This window comes from Pseudomonas sp. WSY_20 (assembly GCF_043104335.1).
In the GTDB taxonomy this organism is placed as follows: Bacteria; Pseudomonadota; Gammaproteobacteria; order Pseudomonadales; family Pseudomonadaceae; genus Aquipseudomonas; species Aquipseudomonas parafulva_B.
The window spans coordinates 14,244-32,424 of record NZ_JBICKP010000008.1 but is presented as its reverse complement, the minus strand read 5'-3'; the positions used below and the strand labels follow the sequence as shown (position 1 = coordinate 32,424).

The 18,181-nt window shown below is 65.4% G+C and carries 7 protein-coding genes; 4 read left to right on the top strand and 3 right to left on the bottom strand.

What is annotated here, in order from left to right:
• Positions 1 to 20: 20 nt before the first annotated feature.
• Positions 21 to 716, top strand: a complete 696-nt coding sequence (locus tag ACF8E5_RS00645; protein ID WP_392474753.1) for an alpha/beta fold hydrolase — start codon at positions 21 to 23, stop codon at positions 714 to 716.
• A 71-nt stretch (positions 717 to 787) separates the two neighbouring features.
• Here ACF8E5_RS00645 and ACF8E5_RS00640 read toward each other — a convergent pair whose 3' ends face one another.
• Both ACF8E5_RS00640 and ACF8E5_RS00635 read right to left on the bottom strand, forming a co-directional pair.
• Entirely contained in the window at positions 788 to 1,072 is a 285-nt protein-coding gene (locus ACF8E5_RS00640; RefSeq protein ID WP_058604821.1) for a pyrimidine/purine nucleoside phosphorylase, read from the bottom strand.
• Positions 1,073 to 1,162: 90 nt separating this feature from the next.
• A complete protein-coding gene (locus ACF8E5_RS00635; protein WP_058638573.1) occupies positions 1,163 to 1,708 on the bottom strand; it encodes an exonuclease domain-containing protein in 546 nt (181 codons plus the stop codon).
• Positions 1,709 to 1,878: 170 nt separating this feature from the next.
• On the opposite strand from ACF8E5_RS00635, the gene ACF8E5_RS00630 reads away from it, so the two are divergent.
• Both ACF8E5_RS00630 and ACF8E5_RS00625 read left to right on the top strand, forming a co-directional pair.
• Positions 1,879 to 2,679 carry an ABC transporter substrate-binding protein gene (locus ACF8E5_RS00630; RefSeq protein WP_058638574.1) on the top strand — a complete coding sequence of 267 codons (801 nt, stop codon included), beginning with the start codon at positions 1,879 to 1,881 and terminating at the stop codon, positions 2,677 to 2,679.
• An 85-nt stretch (positions 2,680 to 2,764) separates the two neighbouring features.
• Entirely contained in the window at positions 2,765 to 3,778 is a 1,014-nt protein-coding gene (locus ACF8E5_RS00625; protein WP_196127136.1) for a GNAT family N-acetyltransferase, read from the top strand.
• A gap of 287 nt (positions 3,779 to 4,065) precedes the next feature.
• Here ACF8E5_RS00625 and ACF8E5_RS00620 read toward each other — a convergent pair whose 3' ends face one another.
• Positions 4,066 to 4,587 carry an RNA polymerase factor sigma-70 gene (locus tag ACF8E5_RS00620; RefSeq protein ID WP_145256702.1) on the bottom strand — a complete coding sequence of 174 codons (522 nt, stop codon included), beginning with the start codon at positions 4,585 to 4,587 and terminating at the stop codon, positions 4,066 to 4,068.
• A gap of 352 nt (positions 4,588 to 4,939) precedes the next feature.
• On the opposite strand from ACF8E5_RS00620, the gene ACF8E5_RS00615 reads away from it, so the two are divergent.
• Positions 4,940 to 17,890 carry a non-ribosomal peptide synthetase gene (locus ACF8E5_RS00615; protein WP_392474752.1) on the top strand — a complete coding sequence of 4,317 codons (12,951 nt, stop codon included), beginning with the start codon at positions 4,940 to 4,942 and terminating at the stop codon, positions 17,888 to 17,890.
• Positions 17,891 to 18,181: the final 291 nt, after the last annotated feature.

Here is an 18,181-nt window from a genome sequence, read left to right as displayed (position 1 = left end):
GGCTATAGAGCGAGGCAAGCATGAGTAATGGGCAAAATGCCTGCATTGACGGGGATCAATGGGCCAAGGTCGGAAATGTCCCAGGCTTGCGCTGCACACCTGAACACGGGGTGTACGGTGAGCCGTATCGGACCTGCCTGATCCTGGCCCATGGCGCCGGAGCGCCGATGGACAGCGGGTTCATGGAGCAAATGGCGCAAAGGCTTGCAGCCCGTGGCGTAGCCGTGGTGCGCTTCGAGTTCCCGTACATGGCCCAGCGTCGGCAAGGCGGCAGTAAAAGACCACCCAATCCGCAGCCTGCCTTGCTGCAGTGCTGGCGTGAGGTGTATCAACAGGTGCGACCCTTGGTCGCGGGCAAGTTGGCGATCGGTGGCAAGTCGATGGGCGGGCGCATGGCCAGCCTGGTGGCCGACGAGCTGGGAGCCGATGCACTGGTGTGCTTGGGCTATCCGTTCTATGCAGCAGGCAAGCCGGAAAAGCCACGGGTCGAACACCTGGCAGGGTTGCAGACCCCGACCTTGGTCGTACAGGGTGAGCGTGATGCCTTGGGCAATCGGGAGGCGGTCGAGCGGTACACCTTGTCACCTGCGATCGAGGTGCAGTGGCTGGCGACGGGCGATCATGACCTAAAGCCCCTGAAGGCTTCCGGGTTCAGTCATGAACAGCACCTGCAGGCAGCGGCCGACAAGGTGGCGCGCTTTCTGAATGGGCAATGACGATGCGCGGTGAGCGGGCCCGCGTTCATCAAGGGTGGCGGCCGAGTAAAGGTACTCGGCCTGCGGCAGGCTTAGTCGCGGTACTCGCAGAGGTAGGCCGTTTCGACCTTGACTTGCAGCTGGAACTTACTGTCGGCCGGCACGTTGAACTGGGTACCAGCAGCGAAGGTTTCCCAGGCGTCGCTGCCTGGCAGCTTCACGATCAGCGCGCCCGAGACCACGTGCATGATTTCACGCTTGGCCGTGCCGAACTCGTATTCACCAGGGGCCATCACACCGACGGTGGCCGGGCCTTCTTCGCCAGTGAAAGCGATCGACTTGACGGTGCCGTTGAAGTACTCGTTGACCTTGAACATGGGCGACTCCAGTAACAGAAGAGGGCAAAAAGGCTGGCCAGTATGCCCAAGGCCACTGGCGCCGTCATCCGCTTTGAAAGGCGCCGCCCGTCAACCGTTAGGCAGGCTCAACGGCAGCAGGCGCGCAGTGTTGCGCGCGTCTTCCAAGGCCCGGTGCTGCTGGCCGCAAAAGTGCATGCCGGCCATGTGCAGGGCACTGTTGAGCCCGGTGGGACGCTGCAGGTGACGGGCCTTGGCAAAACGCTGCTTGAGGTTGATGTGCGGCAGAGCCCGCAGCGCGCTGTCCAGGCCATGTTGCCGCCATTCCTGGAGCAATTGCACACGGTCGTAGTCGCCCCAGCTCACCCAGGCCTGCAACTGCGCATGATGGTGCGCCAGCCACCGTTCGAAACTGGGCCACACCTCGGTAAAAGGGGCGGCCGAGTCCACGTTCGCCTGGCTGATGTGGGTCAGCTCGCGGCAGAACGGCGTCAGCTGAGGCCGCCTGCGTGGCCGCACGAAACGCTGAAAATGGTCGACCTCGCGGCCTTCGCCAGTCACCAGGCTCGCGCCGATTTCAATCACTTCCATGTCTGCGACCGGCCATCCGCCGTCGTCTGTCGTCGCTTCCAGGTCGATCACCAACCAATGGCCCATGTCAGGCTCCCTTCCAAATCTTGCTTGAGCGTAGCCAAAGTCCTGCCACTCGACACCCCTGGCATTTTGCCGCCTGCTTTGGCATAAAGAGCGCGGCCCGGCGGTTGTGCCGGGTCCGGAAAGCGCCTAGCGTAAGCGGATTCCGTTCTTGCATGTGATGAGTGTTCGTTTTGACCCTAGCGCCCGGCCTCAAGGTCCTGTCCGCACTGTTTATTTCTGCCGCCTGCTGGCTGGCGCCGTCGGCACGGGCCGTGGAGCGGGTGGAGGTCAGGGTTGGGGCTGCTCATTTTCCGCCGTACACCGTGCGTCCCGAGCAAGGTGCGGGCACTGGCCTGCTGGCGCAGTTGATCGACGCGCTGAACCTGTCGCAACCCCGTTATCGCTTTGTGCTGGTGCCCACCTCGGTGCAACGACGCTTTGGCGACCTGCTGCAAGGCCGCACCGACATGGCGGTGTTCGAGAACCCGCAATGGGGTTGGGCGCAGGTGCCGCACGAGGCGGTGGACATGGGCCTTGAAGATGCCGAAGTGTTCGTGGGGCGTACCAGCAGCCTGGCCGACCCGCACTATGTGGATGACCTGCAGGGCAAGCGCCTGGCCATGTTCAACGGCTACCACTATGCCTTTGCAGGGTTCAATCCCGACCCCAGCTACCTGCGCAAAGCCTTCAACGCTACCTTGACCTACTCCCACGACAGCAACCTGCTGATGGTGCAGGCCGGTCGCGCCGACATCGCGCTGGTGACGCGCTCGTACCTCACCGACTTTCTGGCCCGTAACCCCTCCAGTCAGGGCCGGCTGGCGGCATCGGGGCGTATCGATCAGGTCTACCACCACTATGCCGTGCTGCGTGCAGGTGGGCCGTTGTCAGCCACTGCTTTCACCGGGTTGCTGCAGGCGCTGCGCGAGAAGGGCGAGCTGGCGCGCATTTTCGAACCCTATGGCATCACGGTCACTGCCGGGCGCCCGTAGCCCCGTCAACGGCAGCGGCTAAATCCGGGGGAGCTGGCATCGTCTTGCAGAGTGAGCCTTCCTTTCACGTCACCGAGTATCGCCCATGCCCTCAGATGCCGCCTTGCAGACAACCCACACGCCACGCTGGCGCAGCCTGAGCGCCGAGCAGCGCGACGGTTTGCTGTGCCTGTCGCTCGAAGCTCGACCCTTGATCACCTTGCGTGTGCACACCCACGGCACTCCAGTGGTGCAGGTGGAATACGTCTGCTCGCAGCGGCCCTACCAGGCGCTGTGGGCGGCGTGCTACTGGCTGTTGTCCCAGGACGCCACCTGCCAGACGTTGACCTGGCAGCTGCATGAAGTGCCCGCCCAGGCGTTGGCTTCTGGCTTGTTGGTGAGCAGCGAGCAACCGGGGCAGTACTTGTGCGAGCGGGCTTTATTCTGGCAGTTGCCTCAGCCGTGGCTGGGTGATGTGCAGGCCGCGGTGTACCCGCAACAGATGCGCATCACCGCTGGTAAACGACACCCGCTGCGAGCACCCAAGCCACGAGGCGAAGTGTACCGGCGCTTCGATACGCGGCTGGGCAGCTGGGTATCGCTGCGCACCCTGGACATCGAGCACGACCTTGAGCGCTTCAACCGCTGGCAGAACGAGCCGCGGGTAGAGGCGTTCTGGCAGGAAGGGGGTAGCCTGGCGCAGCACCGCGAGTACCTGGCCAAGCTCGAAGCGGACCCCCATACCCTCACGCTGATCGGCTGCTTCGATGATCAGCCGTTTGCCTACTTCGAGGCCTATTGGGCCAAGGAAGACCGCATCGCCCCGTTCTACCAGGCCGACGATTATGACCGTGGCATCCACATGCTGGTGGGCGAACAGCAGCACCGCGGCCCGCATAAGGTCGCCAGTTGGCTCTGCGCGCTGGTGCACTACCTGTTCCTGGACGACCCGCGCACCCAGCGCGTTGTCGCCGAGCCGCGTGCCGACAATGCGCGGATGATCGGCTACATGCAGGACCAGTGCTTTCACTGTGACAAGGAATTCGACTTCCCGCACAAGCGGGCTGCGCTGATGATTCTGGGGCGGGAGCGGTTTTTTGATCGTTGTGCTTTGATTTGAGTATGGTACTGAAGGCGGTCAAACGACTACCTGGTCTCGCACTTGAAACCAGTGATTTTGCGGATGCGCCCCGGCAAGGCCGCTCCCTGGCATTTAGCTATAATGCTCACATCTCTGGGGCTGCTGCGCAGCCCATCGCGGCACTAGGCCGCTCCTGTGATCGTGGTATGGCCGAAGTAGCGCGATTGCGGGAGCAACTGCCTTTGACCGCATCTGAGGGGCGCAGCTCACCCCCGTGTGGGAGCGGCCTAGCCGGAGCGAGTCATCCAATCACCTTCCCGCCGTTCCTACCGCGTCATCTTCCTGCAATGCACCATCGCATCGCGAATCATGAAGTTGACCAGGGTAGGGGAGACGCCCAGCTCCTTGGCGATGTCTTTCTGCGGTACCCCATGTAGGCGGTACATTTCGAACGCATAACGCGTGCGTGGCGGCAGCTCGTTCAGCGCGCGGGCGATGTCGTCCAGGGCCGCAAGGTTGATGTGGGTGGCTTCGGGCGAGGCGTTCTGCAGGACGACGTTCAGCCCTTCTTCCTCGCTGCCGGCGTATTTCAACTCCATCGCCTGCTTGCGGTAATGGTCGATGGCCAGATTGCGCACGATCTGGAACAGATAGCTCAGCTGCGCCTTGAACGAAGAGGTGATCTGCGGAGCGCTGCCGAGCCTGAAGAAGGCATCCTGCACCACATCTTCGGCCCGCGAGCGGCAGCCGGTGATGCGAGCGGCAATCTTGAGCAAGATGCTGCGGTTTTCTACGAAAGCTTGGAGCAGTGGTGAATCGCACTTACTTGTGGACAGTTGTTCCGCCATGGAAATCACCTGGATGCAAAGGGTAAAGAGCGCGTTGGGGTGTAGGACGCGTCCTAGGACGAGCGACAAGCTATTCAGAATGATAATGATTGTCAAATACGAAACTAAATTAGTATCTGTATCTTTCAGTTCTAAGTCTCGCCTCGACCCGCTTGCGTACCCGCAGGATGGCGCCACGGCTGTAGGTGCGCCTGGCTAACTCGCCATGGCCGGCTTTTTCCACCTGACCCGCGCTTCGTTAATTTCTGCTCCCCGCCATCCGTTCCCCTCTGTACATCCCCGGCCGCTGATGCTGTCCGCCCCTGCAGGTGGCCACACCGGCCCGCCCAACCCGACACCGGCAGGAACACCCATGACGCATGCCTTCGAACTCCCGACTTCGCTGGTCCAGGCCCTGATGCAACGCGCCGTACAGAGCCCGGACAAGATCGCCTTGCGCTTTCTGGCCGATGCGCCCGGCGAACAGGCCGTGCTCACCTACCAGGCGCTTGACCAGCGCGCCCGCGCCATCGCCGCCGCGCTGCAGGCGCGGGCTACATTCGGGGACCGTGCCGTGCTGTTGTTTCCCAGCGGCCCGGACTACGTGGCGGCGTTCTTCGGCTGCCTGTATGCCGGCGTCATCGCGGTGCCGGCCTACCCTCCGGAGTCCGCGCGTCAGCACCATCAGGAGCGCCTGCTTTCGATCATCGACGACGCCGAGCCGCGCCTGCTGCTGACCATCGCGCGATTGCAAGAAAGCCTTCAGGGCCTGGAGGCGCTGCAAGCCGCGCAGGCCCCGGAGCTGCTGGCCGTTGACCGGCTCGATCCCGCACGGGCGGCGGATTGGCGCGAGCCTGCATTGCAACCCCATGACATCGCGTTCCTGCAGTACACGTCCGGCTCCACGGCCCTGCCAAAAGGAGTGCAGGTCAGCCACGGCAACCTGGTGGCGAACGAACAGCTGATCCGCCACGGCTTCGGTATCGACCTGAACCCTGACGACGTGATCGTCAGCTGGCTCCCGCTCTACCACGACATGGGCCTGATCGGCGGCCTGCTGCAGCCGATCTTCAGCGGCGTGCCCTGCGTGCTGATGTCGCCGGGTTATTTCCTGGCGCGGCCGCTGCGTTGGTTGCAGGCCATCAGTGAGTACGGCGGCACCATCAGCGGCGGCCCTGACTTTGCGTACCGCCTGTGCAGCGAGCGGATCAGCAAGGCTTCACTGGCCGGGCTCGACCTGAGCCGCTGGCGGGTGGCGTACTCGGGCTCCGAGCCGATTCGCCAGGACAGCCTGGCCACTTTCGCCGACACCTTCCAGGCCTGCGGCTTCAAGCCACACAGCTTCTTCGCCAGCTACGGGCTGGCTGAGGCGACGCTGTTCGTCAGCGGCAGCCGCCGCGGTGAGGGCATCGGCGCCTTGGCGCTCGATGCCCAGGCTTTTGCCGAAAACCGCGCCGAGCCGGGCGAGGGCAGCGTGGTGATGAGCTGCGGCTGGCTACAGCCAGGCCATGCGGTACGCATCGTCGAACCCGGGCAGTGCCAGGTGCTGGCGGACAACCAGGTGGGGGAAATCTGGGCCGCCGGGCCAAGCATCGCCCACGGGTACTGGCGCAACGCCCAGGCCAGCGCCCAGACGTTCGTCGAGGCGGATGGCCAGCGCTGGCTGCGCACAGGCGACCTGGGTTTCATGCGCGGCGGCGAGGTGTTCGTCACCGGTCGCCTGAAAGACATGCTCATCGTGCGCGGGCAGAACCTCTACCCGCAGGACCTGGAAAAGACCCTTGAGCGTGAGGTGCCTGCGCTGCGCAAGGGCAGGGTGGCCGTATTCGCCGTCGAGCACGAGGGTGAGCAAGCCATTGGCGTGGCGGTGGAGATCAGCCGCAACGTGCAGAAGACGACAGCCCCCGAGGCTCTGATCAAAACGCTTCGTCACGTCGTCGCCGATGCCTGCCGCCAGGCCCCGGCCGTGGTCCTGTTGCTCAACCCGGGTGCCTTGCCCAAGACCTCCAGCGGCAAACTCCAGCGCTCGGCCTGCCGCCTGCGCATGGACGATGGCACCCTCGATTGCTACGCGCGCTTTCCCCAACCCGCTTTGCCGGCCACCCAGGCCGTGACCGGCGACGGGTTGCAGGCGCAAATCGCCCGTCTTTGGTGCGACATTCTCAAGGTCGAGGCGGTGGCGGCGGACGACCATTTCATGCTGTTGGGCGGCAACTCCATTGCTGCCACCCAGGTCACGGCAGCGCTGGCCGACGCCTTGGGCATCGAGCTGAGCCTGCGCACCCTTTTCGAGGCCCCGGTGCTGGCCGACTATACCCAGGCGGTTGTCACAAGCCTTGCCCAAGGCAAGCAAACAGAGGCCATCGCGCTGTTGTCCCGCGACAGGCCACTGCCCCAGTCGCTGGCGCAGAACCGCCTGTGGCTGCTCTGGCAGCTGCAGCCGCAGTCGGCTGCCTACAACATCCCTGCTGGCCTGCAACTGCGCGGGGCCCTGGATGAACCTGCTCTGGAAGCCGCCCTGCAGGCGCTGGTGGCCCGCCACGAAGCCTTGCGCACGGTGTTCAGCGAAGTCGACGGCCAGGCAGTGCAACGCATCCTGGCTCACCTGCCGGTGAACCTTCAGCGGCTCGACCTGCAGGGGCAAGCGCCTGAGCAGGTCGACAGCCAGCGAGAGGCCGAGGCGTGCCTGCCATTCGATCTGCAGGAGGGTCCGCTGCTGCGCCTGACGCTGGTCCATCTGGACGAGGAGCATCACCAGCTTTGGGTCACCCTGCACCACATTGCCGCCGACGGCTGGTCGCTCACCCTGCTCATGGACGAGCTGGCGCGCCTCTATGCGGCGTATTGCCAGGGTCTTGAACCCAAGCTGGCTCCGCTCGGGCTGGGTTACGCCGACTACGGCAACTGGCAGCGCACGTGGTTGGCAGAGGGTGCAGCCCAGCGTCAGCTTGCCTACTGGCGCGATCAGCTGGGCGATGCAGCGCCGGTCCTGGACCTGTGCACCGACCATCCCCGCGCCAGCGACCGTGGCAACCACGCCGCACGCCTGAACGTGAAGGTGCCCGCGCACCTGTCCCAGGCCCTCAAGGCCCTGGCACATCAACACCACTGCAGCCTGTTCATGGTGCTGCTGGCGGGCTGGCAGGCGCTGCTGCACCGCTATACCGGCCAGGCCGACATCCGCGTCGGTGTGCCCAATGCCAACCGCTCGCGTCTGCAAAGCCAAGGGCTGGTCGGTTTCTTCATCAATACCCAGGTGCTGCGCGCTCAGGTCCATGGCCGGCTGCCGTTCGCCGAATTGCTCGGCCAGGTGCGCCAAGCCACCCTGGAGGCACAGGCCAACCAGGACCTGCCGTTCGAGCAGTTGGTCGAGGCGTTGCCCCAGGCCCGGGAGCAAGGCCTGTTCCAGGTCATGTTCAACCACCAGCAGCGCGACCTGTCGGCGTTGCGGCGCCTGCCAGGCCTGCTGGCCGAAGAACTGCCCTGGCACAGCCGGGAAGCCAAATTCGACCTGCAACTGCACAGCGAAGAAGACCATCAGGGCCGTGTGCGCCTGGCATTCGACTACGCCAGCGCGCTGTTCGAGCAGGACACGGTGGCGCGGCTTGCCCAGCAGCTGTTGAGCCTGTTCGAGCACGTCTGCGAAACGCCGCAACTGCCCATCGGCGAGGTACCTTTGCTGGATGAGGCGAGCCGTGCACGGTTGCTGGGCTGGGGGCAAGCGCCGGCTGCACAGCCGCCACAGCTGCTGGTCGAACAGCTCAACGAGCAGGCTCGCCTGCACCCGCAGCGCACCGCACTGGTGTGGGAGGGCGGCAGCCTCGGCTACGCCGAACTGCATCAGCAGGCCAATCGCCTGGCCCATTACCTGCGCGACAAGGGCATTGGCCCCGATACCTGCGTGGCCATCGCCATCGAGCGCTCGCCCCAGCTGCTGGTAGGCCTGCTGGCCATCCTCAAGGCCGGCGGCGCCTATGTGCCCCTGGACGTGGAGTACCCGGCCGAGCGTCTGGCCTACATGCTGGCCGACTGCGACGCCGGCCTGCTGCTCACCCACAGCAGCCAATTGGCTACTTTGCCGCACGTGCAGGGTGTTGGCGTGATCGCGCTGGACCAACTGCACCTGGACAACTGGCCGAGCCAACCGCCCCGGCTGCACCTGGACGCCGACAACCTGGCCTACGTGATCTATACCTCTGGCTCTACCGGCCAGCCCAAGGGCGTGGGCAACACCCATGGGGCGCTCGCCGAGCGGCTGCAGTGGATGCAGGCGACCTACGCACTGGGCGCGGACGACGTGCTGATGCAGAAGGCACCGATCAGTTTCGATGTTTCGGTGTGGGAATGTTTCTGGCCGCTGATCATCGGCTGCAAGCTGCTGCTTGCCGGTGCCGGTGAGCACCGCGACCCGCAGCGCATCGCAGCGCTGGTGCAGGCCCATGGCGTGACGACCCTGCATTTCGTGCCGCCTTTGTTGCAGGTGTTCGTGCAGGAGCCCCTGGCCGCAGGCTGCAGCAGCCTGCGCCGCCTGTTCTCTGGCGGCGAGGCGTTGCCGGCCGCCCTGCGGGATCGGGTGTTGCAGGTGCTGCCACAGGTGCAGCTGCACAACCGTTACGGCCCGACCGAAACCGCCATCAACGTCACCCACTGGCATTGCACCGCCAGCGACGGTGGGCATTCGCCCATGGGGCGCCCCCTGAGCAATGTGCTGTGCCAGGTGCTGGACGATGAGCTGCACTTGAGCGTACCTGGCGTACCCGGCGAGCTGTACTTGGGTGGCACGGGCCTGGCCCGTGGCTACCTGGGCCGCCCTGGCCTGACGGCCGAGCGCTTCGTGCCCCAGCCCGACGGCAACGGCCAGCGCCTGTACCGAAGCGGCGACCGAGTGCGCTGGTTGGTGCAGTACCCGGCGCTCGAGTACCTGGGGCGCCTGGACCACCAGGTGAAAGTCCGCGGCTTCCGTGTGGAGCCCGAAGAAGTGCAGGCCTGCCTGCTGGCCCAGGCCGGCGTCGAGCAGGCGGTGGTGCAGGTTCGCCAGGACACCGTAGGTGCACAACTGGTGGGTTACTACAGTGGCACCGCCGAATCGAGCGCCCTGCTCGCGGCACTCGCCGGGCAGCTTCCGGCCTACATGGTGCCGGCACAGCTCATGTGGCTGGCGCAGATGCCGCTCGGCCCGAATGGCAAGGTCGATCGCAAGGCATTACCGGCGCCTGTGTGGCAGCAACGTGAACACATCGAGCCGCACAGCCCCTTGCAACGACAGGTCGCGGCCATCTGGTGCGAAGTGCTGGGCCTGCCCCAGGTCGGCTTGCAGGACGATTTCTTCGCCTTGGGCGGGCACTCCTTGTTGGCGACGCAAATCGTCTCGCGCACGCGCCAGGCCTGCGACGTCGAACTACCGTTGAAGGCCTTGTTCGACGCCAGCGAGCTGGGCGCTTTCTGTACCGAAGTTGCGCGCATCCAGGCAAGCGGTGAACGCAATGCGCAAGGTGACATCCCGCGCGTGGATCGCCGTCAGGCGGTGCCGCTTTCCTATTCGCAACAGCGCATGTGGTTCCTCTGGCAAATGGAGCCCAACAGCCCGGCCTACAACGTCGGTGGCATGGCGCGCCTGCGAGGCACCTTGCATGTGGATGCCTTCGAGCGGGCGTTGCACGCGCTAATCGTGCGTCACGAAACCCTGCGCACCACCTTCCCCAGCATCGAGGGCGTGCCTTACCAGTGCGTGACCGACGACAGCAACCTGCAGCTGGCTTGGCACGATTTCAGCGCACTGCCCGACGCTGCTCGCCAGCACAGCCTGCAACAGTTGGCCGACCAGCAGGCACACCAAGCCTTCGACCTGGAAAGTGGCCCCCTGCTGCGTGCCTGCCTGGCCAAGCTGCAAGAGCGCGAACACGTCTTCGTGCTCACCTTGCATCACATCGTCACCGAAGGCTGGGCCATGGACATTTTTGCCCGCGAACTGAGCGAGCTGTACGAAGCCTTCGTCGACGACCGTGAGTCGCCGCTGGCACCTTTGCCCGTCCAGTACCTGGACTACAGCGTATGGCAACGGCAATGGCTGGACAGCGGTGAGGGCGCTCGCCAGCTGGCCTACTGGAAACAGCGCCTCGGCCAGGAGCACCCGGTACTGGCGCTGCCCACCGACCGTCCTCGGCCTGCCGTGCAAAGCCATAAGGGCGAGCTCTACAGGTTCGAGCTTGACCCTGCGCTGGTTCAGCGCGTGCACGCCTTCAACAGCCAGCGTGGCCTGACCTTGTTCATGACCATGACCGCTACCCTGGCCGTGCTGCTGCATCGCTACAGCGGCCAGCGCGACCTGCGCATCGGCGCCCCGGTGGCCAACCGCATCCGCCCCGAGAGCGAAGGGCTGATCGGTGCTTTCCTCAATACCCAGGTGCTGCGCTGCGAGCTGGACGGCCAGATGACCGGTGCCCAGGTGCTCGAGCAGGTGCGCCAGGCAGCCATCGAGGGGCAGTCCCACCAAGACCTGCCGTTCGAACAACTGGTCGAAGCCTTGCACCCACCGCGCAGCAGCGCCTACAACCCGCTGTTCCAGGTGATGTGCAACGTGCAGCGCTGGGCCTTCCAGCAAAGCCGTACGCTGGCCGGCATGCAGGTGGACTACCTGGTCAACGACGCAGCCGCCACCAAGTTCGACCTCTACCTGGAGGTCACGGACCTCGATGGCCGCCTGGGCTGCTGCCTGACCTACAGCCAGGACCTGTTCGACGCACCACGCATCGCGCGCATGGCCGCGCACTGGCAGCAGTTACTGGTCGGTCTGCTGGATCAGCCCCAGCAACGCCTGTGCGAGCTGCCGATGCTCAGCAGTGCCGAACAGCAGGGGCTGGTTGCGCAGCTGCGTGGTGAGCCGAGCAGTGCGGCGCGGCATACGCTGCATGGGCTGTTCGCGGCCCAGGCGACCCAAGACCCACACGCACGGGCCCTGACGTTCGCCGGCCAGCACCTGAGCTACGCCGAGCTCGATCAGCAGGCCAACCGCCTGGCCCGTGCCTTGCGCGAGCGCGGTGTCGGCCCGCAGGTGCGGGTGGGCGTGGCGCTCGAACGTTCGCTGGACATGGTCGTCGGCCTGCTGGCTGTACTCAAGGCCGGCGGCGCCTACGTGCCGCTCGACCCGGAGTACCCGCTGGACCGCTTGCGCTACATGATCGAGGACAGCCAGGTCGGCGTGCTACTCAGTCAACGCCGCTTGCTGCAGGACCTCGGGCCGCTGCCGGAGCACCTGGCCTGCTGGAGCCTTGAAGACGATCAGCCGACGCTGGGTGCCTACAGCAAGGCGCCGCTGGACAATGTGAGCCTGGCGCAGCACCCGGCTTATCTGATCTACACCTCCGGCTCCACCGGCAAACCCAAGGGTGTGGTGGTCAGCCATGGCGAGTTCGCCATGCACTGCCAGGCGGTGATCGAGGCGTTCGGCATGCGCAGCGACGATTGCGAGCTGCATTTCTATTCCATCAATTTCGACGCGGCCAGCGAACGGCTATGGGTGCCGCTGCTGTGTGGCGCACGCGTGGTCATCCGTGCCCAAGGGCAATGGGGCGCCGACGAGATCTGCCAGCTGGTGCGAGAGCAGCACGTCAGCGTGCTGGGCTTCACGCCCAGCTACGGCAGTCAGTTGGCCCAGCATCTGGCCCTACAGGGCGAGTGCCTGCCGGTGCGCCTGGTGATCACCGGGGGCGAGGCATTGACCGGCGAGCACCTGCAGCGTATCCGCCAGGCTTTCATCCCTGATCAGCTGTTCAACGCCTATGGCCCCACCGAAACCGTGGTCATGCCGCTGGCCGCCCTGGCCCCGCAAACGCTGGCGGCCGACCTGGGCAGCGTGCCCATCGGGCGGGTGATCGGTCAACGCACGGCCTACATCCTCGATGACGACCTGGCCCTGTTGCCCCAGGGTGGCATCGGTGAGCTGTATGTGGGCGGCGCTGGCCTGGCCCAGGGCTACCACGACCGCCCCGGCCTCACCGCCGAACGCTTCGTCGCCGACCCCTTCAGCCACACAGGCGGGCGCCTGTACCGCACAGGCGACCTGGTGCGCCTGGGCCAGGATGGCCTGGTGGAGTACATCGGGCGCGCCGACCAGCAGGTGAAGATCCGCGGCTTCCGTATCGAGCTGGGTGAGATAGAGAGCCGTTTGCAGGCCCATGCCGATGTGGATGAAGCGGTGGTCATCGCCGTGGACATGCAGGGCGTACGGCAACTGGTCGGCTACCTTGTAAGCCCGTACGCAGCTGCCGACACCCATGCCCAGCAACAGCTGCGCGAGGCCGTCAAGGCCCATGCCCATCAGCATCTGCCGGACTACATGGTGCCGGCGCACCTGGTGCTGCTCGAGTCTCTGCCACTGATGGGCAACGGTAAGCTGGACCGCCGCGCTTTGCCGCTGCCCGACCTCGACCAGGCTCGCCAGCAGTACCAGGCGCCGGCCAATGAGGTGCAAGCGCAATTGGCGCAGGTCTGGGGCGAGGTGCTCAACGTCGATCAGGTCGGCGTTCAGGACAATTTCTTCGAGCTGGGCGGTGACTCGATCCTGTCGATCCAGGTGGTCAGCCGCGCGCGCCAGGCCGGCCTGCAATTTACCCCGCGCGACCTGTTCCAGCACCAGACCATCCAGGCCCTGGCGGCCATCGTGCAGCCGGTGCAGGCCACCGACAGCATCGAGCAAGGCCTGCGCCAAGGCATCGCCCAGCTGACCCCGATCCAGCACTGGTTCTTCGACAGCGCCTTGGCGCAGCCGCAGCACTGGAACCAGGCCGTGCTGTTGCAATGCCGCACGCCGCTGGACGAGACCCGGCTGCAAACCGCGCTGGCCGCCCTGGTCGAGCACCACGACAGCTTGCGCCTGCGTTTCAGCGATGCGGCTGGCCGTTGGCAGGGCGAGTACGCCCAGCCTGATGATCAACAGCTGCTGTGGTCGGCCACGGTCGCCGACCTGGACGATTGCCAGGCGCTGTACACCGACCTGCAACGCAGCCTCGACCTGCAGCGCGGTCCTTTGCTCCGTGGCTTGCTGGTGAGGGACGGGGAGGGTGAGCAACGCCTGGCATTGGCCATCCATCACCTGGCGGTCGACGGCGTTTCCTGGCGCATCCTGCTCGAAGACCTGCAGGCGCTGTACCGAGGCCAGGCCCTGCCGGCCAAGACCCATGCCCCAGGTGATTGGGCGGCGCGGCTGGCCGCCTATGCCAGCAGCGATTCGCTGCGTGATGAGCTGGGCAGGTGGCAGGCGCAAGTGGGCGAGGTACGCCATGAGCTGCCCTGCGATCATCCACAAGGCGGCAACTTGCAGCGTCATGCCCGTACCGTGACCATCAGCCTGGATGCGCAGCAGACCCGCCAGTTGCTGCAGCAGGCGCCTGCGGCCTACCACACCCAGGTCAATGACCTGCTACTGACGGCACTTGCCCGCACCCTGTGCCAGTGGACGGGTCAGCCACAGGCGCTGGTGCAGTTGGAAGGCCATGGCCGCGACGGGTTGTTCGAGGACATGGACCTGACCCGCAGCGTCGGCTGGTTCACCAATGCCTACCCGTTGAGCCTGTCGCCCCTGGCAGGGGATGATGACCAAGCTCTGGCGGCGTCCATCAAGCACATCAAGGAGCAGTTGCGCCAAGTGCCGCATAAGGGCCTTGGTTACGGTGTGCTGCGCTACCTGGCGGACCCGGCAACGCGCGAGCACATGGCGGCCCTGGCGCAAGCGCGCATCACCTTCAACTACCTTGGGCAGTTCGACCAGCAGTTCGACGACGGCGCGCTGTTCACGCCGGTGGACGCGCCGGTGGGCCTGGCCCATGACCCGGATGCGCCGCTGCCCAACTGGCTGAGTGTCGATGGCCAGGTCTACGGCGGTGCGTTGCAACTGCGCTGGACATTCAGCAGTGAACGCTATGAACCGCACACCATCGCCACACTGGCAAACGCCTATCGCCAAGAACTGATAACGCTGATCGACCATTGCCTGGCAGACGGGCAGGGCAGCTACACCCCCTCGGACTTCCCCCTGGCGCACCTTACCCAGGCGCAGATCGACGCGCTGCCCGTGCCAGCCAACCTGATCGAGGACGTCTACCCGCTGACCCCCATGCAGGAAGGCATGCTGCTGCACACCCTGCTCGAACCCGGCACCGGCCTGTACTACATGCAGGATCGCTACCGCATCAACAGCGCACTCGACCCCCAGCGCTTCGCCCAGGCCTGGCAACAGGTGGTGGCGCGGCACGAAGCCTTGCGCGCCTCGTTCAGCTGGAACAGCGGCGAGGCCATGCTGCAGATCATCCACAAGCCTGGGCAACTGGCCATGGATTACCAGGACTGGCGCGATCTGGACGCCGCCGACCAGGAGGCTCGCTTGCAAGCCCTGCACAAGCAGGAGCGCGAAGCCGGCTTCGACGTGTTGCATACGCCGCCGTTCCACCTGCGCCTGGTGCGTGTGGCCGATGCGCGCTACTGGTTCATGATGAGCAACCACCACATCCTCATCGATGCCTGGTGCCGCTCGCTGCTGATGAACGACTTCTTCGAAATCTACCAGGCGCTGGGCGAGGGCCGGCAGGCGCAACTACCGGTGCCGCCGCGCTACCGCGACTACATCGGCTGGCTGCAGCGCCAGGGGCTGGACGACGCGCGCGCCTGGTGGCAAGCCAACCTGGCCGGCTTCGAGCGCGCCACGGCACTGCCAAGCGACCGCCCGCTGCGCCATGAGCATGCGGGCAGCGGCATGATCGTCGGCGATTGCTACACACGCCTGGCGGTCAGTGAGGGCGCTCGCCTGCGCGAGCTGGCCCAGGCCCACCAGTTGACCGTCAACACCTTCGCCCAGGCAGCCTGGGCCCTGGTGCTGGCGCGCTACAGCGGCGAGCGCGACGTGGCCTTCGGCGTGACCGTGGCGGGTCGGCCGGTGAGCATGCCGCAGATGCAGCGCACCGTCGGCCTGTTCATCAACAGCGTGGTGCTGCGCGTACAGCTGCCAGCGGCCGGCCAGGGGTGCAGTGTGCGCCAGTGGTTGCAGGGGTTGCTGGAGCGCAACATGGAACTGCGCGAGTACGAATACCTGCCACTGGTGGACATTCAGGCATGCAGCGAACTGCCCAAGGGCCAGCCCTTGTTCGACAGCCTGTTCGTGTTCGAGAACGCCCCGGTGGAAACCGCCGTGCTCGACCACGCCCAGCACCTGGATGCCACCTCCGACTCAGGCCGCACCCACACCAATTTCCCGCTCACCGCGGTCTGTTACCCAAGTGATGACCTGGGTCTGCACCTCTCGTTCGACCAGCGCTACTTCGACTACCCAACGGTCGAGCGCTTGCTGGCCGAATTCAAACGCCTGCTCCTGGCGCTGGTCCAGGGCTTCGACGGACAAGTGCAAGCGTTGCCGCTGGTGGGCGCCGAGGAACAGCGTTTCTTGCTCCAGACATGCAACAACACCCAGCGGGCCTACCCCCTGGAGCACAGCTATGTCGCGCAGTTCGAGGCGCGCGTGGCCGCCCATCCCCAGCGTACCGTGGCCCGGTGCCTGGACGCCGAGTACGACTATGCCGGCCTGAACCTGGCGGCCAACCGCCTGGGCCATGCGCTGATCGAGGCGGGTGTCCGGGTGGATCAACCGGTGGCCCTGCTGGCCGATCGTGGTTTGCCACTGCTGGGCATGATCGTGGGCAGCTTCAAGGCCGGTGCCGGTTACCTGCCGCTGGACCCAGGCCTGCCTACTGCGCGCCTGCAAAGCATTCTTGAGCTCAGCCGCGCGCCAGTGCTGGTGTGCAGCGCGGCCTGCGCCGAGCAGGGGCAGGCCTTGCTACAAGCCATGGACCCTGCCGTACGGCCCCAGTTGCTGGTGTGGGAAACCGTCCAGACCTGCACCACGGCCAGCCACAACCCTGAGGTCTACAGCGGCCCGGACAACCTCGCCTACGTGATCTACACCTCAGGCTCCACCGGCTTGCCCAAGGGCGTGATGGTGGAACAGCGCGGCATGCTCAACAACCAACTGAGCAAGGTGCCCTACCTGGCGCTGACCGAACACGATGTCATCGCGCAGACGGCATCGCAGAGCTTCGACATTTCGGTATGGCAGTTCCTGGCCGCGCCGCTGTTCGGCGCCCGGGTCGAAATCGTGCCCAACGTCATTGCCCACGATCCCCAGGGCCTGCTCACCCATGTTCAGGCCACCGGCATCACCGTTCTTGAGAGCGTGCCATCGCTGATTCAGGGCATGCTTGCCAACGAACACCAGGCGCTGGACGGCCTGCACTGGATGCTGCCAACCGGCGAAGCCATGCCACCGGAGTTGGCGGCGCAGTGGTTGCAGCGTTACCCACGGATCGGCCTGGTCAACGCCTACGGGCCAGCGGAATGCTCGGATGACGTGGCGTTCTTCCGTGTCGATGCCGCCTCCACCCAGGGCAGCTACTTGCCCATCGGCACCCCGACCGACAATAACCGGCTGTACCTGCTGGGCGATGAACAGCAACTGGTGCCGCTGGGCGCCGTGGGTGAGTTGTGCGTGGCGGGTACGGGCGTGGGGCGAGGCTACGTGGGCGACCCGGCACGCACGGCATTGGCGTTCATTCCCCACCCTTACGGTGCACCCGGCGAGCGTGTGTACCGCACCGGCGACCTGGCCCGCCAGCGACCTGACGGGGTGTTCGAGTACGTGGGCCGTGTCGATCACCAGGTGAAGATTCGCGGTTACCGTATCGAACTGGGTGAAATCGAAGCCCGGCTGCACGAGCAGCCGCAGGTCCGCGATGCAGCGGTGGCCGTGCAGGATGGTGTCAACGGCAAGCATCTGGTGGGTTATCTGGTGCCGCACCACGGGCTAAAGGGCGACGACACCGTGCTCGCTCAGCTCAAGGCAAGCCTGCGCGCCGAGCTGCCCGAGTACATGGTGCCCCTGCATTGGGCCTGGCTCGAAGCCTTGCCTCACAACGCCAACGGCAAGCTCGACCGCAAGGCCCTGCCTGCCGTCGACATCGGCAACCAGCACAGCCAGGCCTATCAGGCACCGCGCAGCGAGCTCGAAGGCCTGCTGGCCGGTATCTGGGCCGAGGTGCTCAAGGCCGACCGGGTTGGCGTACACGACAACTTCTTCGAATTGGGCGGGCACTCGCTACTGGCCACCCAGATCGCCTCGCGGGTGCAGAAGCAACTTCGGCTGAACGTGCCATTGCGGGCGATGTTCGAGTGCAGCACGGTGGCGGAATTGGCCGTGTACGTGGAGGGACTGCAGGGCAGCGCCCTGGATGAAGACAAGGTGGACCGGTTGAGTGACTTGATGGCGGAGTTGGAAGGGTTGTGAGGGGCGGCGGGCGATGGGTAATCGCCCGTTCGTTCAAGGGCTGACGACGCCGGATAATTGGCGGGGCTGAAATCCTTGGGGCTGCTGCGCAGCCCTAAGGACATGAGCTGGCTCGCTCGGGTCGCGGCTCAAGGGGGCCTCGCAAGCTGCCGTCTTCACCTTTCTCAAGCGTGTTCACTGCGCCGGTCCATGAACCCCACCTGCCCGCAAGGTGAGGTTTCAGTAGATCGTGGCATTACGGGCTCACAGTTCCACGGCAACAGCGATTCGTAGTCACCAACTGTCGACGCA

Bases quoted from the DNA above. Each gene is read 5' to 3' on its own strand.
- ACF8E5_RS00645 (WP_392474753.1), top strand. From the start codon at position 21: ATGAGTAATGGGCAAAATGCCTGCATTGACGGGGATCAATGGGCCAAG.
- ACF8E5_RS00625 (WP_196127136.1), top strand. From the start codon at position 2,765: ATGCCCTCAGATGCCGCCTTGCAGACAACCCACACGCCACGCTGGCGC.
- ACF8E5_RS00640 (WP_058604821.1), bottom strand. From the start codon at position 1,072: ATGTTCAAGGTCAACGAGTACTTCAACGGCACCGTCAAGTCGATCGCT.
- ACF8E5_RS00615 (WP_392474752.1), top strand. From the start codon at position 4,940: ATGACGCATGCCTTCGAACTCCCGACTTCGCTGGTCCAGGCCCTGATG.
- ACF8E5_RS00620 (WP_145256702.1), bottom strand. From the start codon at position 4,587: ATGGCGGAACAACTGTCCACAAGTAAGTGCGATTCACCACTGCTCCAA.
- ACF8E5_RS00635 (WP_058638573.1), bottom strand. From the start codon at position 1,708: ATGGGCCATTGGTTGGTGATCGACCTGGAAGCGACGACAGACGACGGC.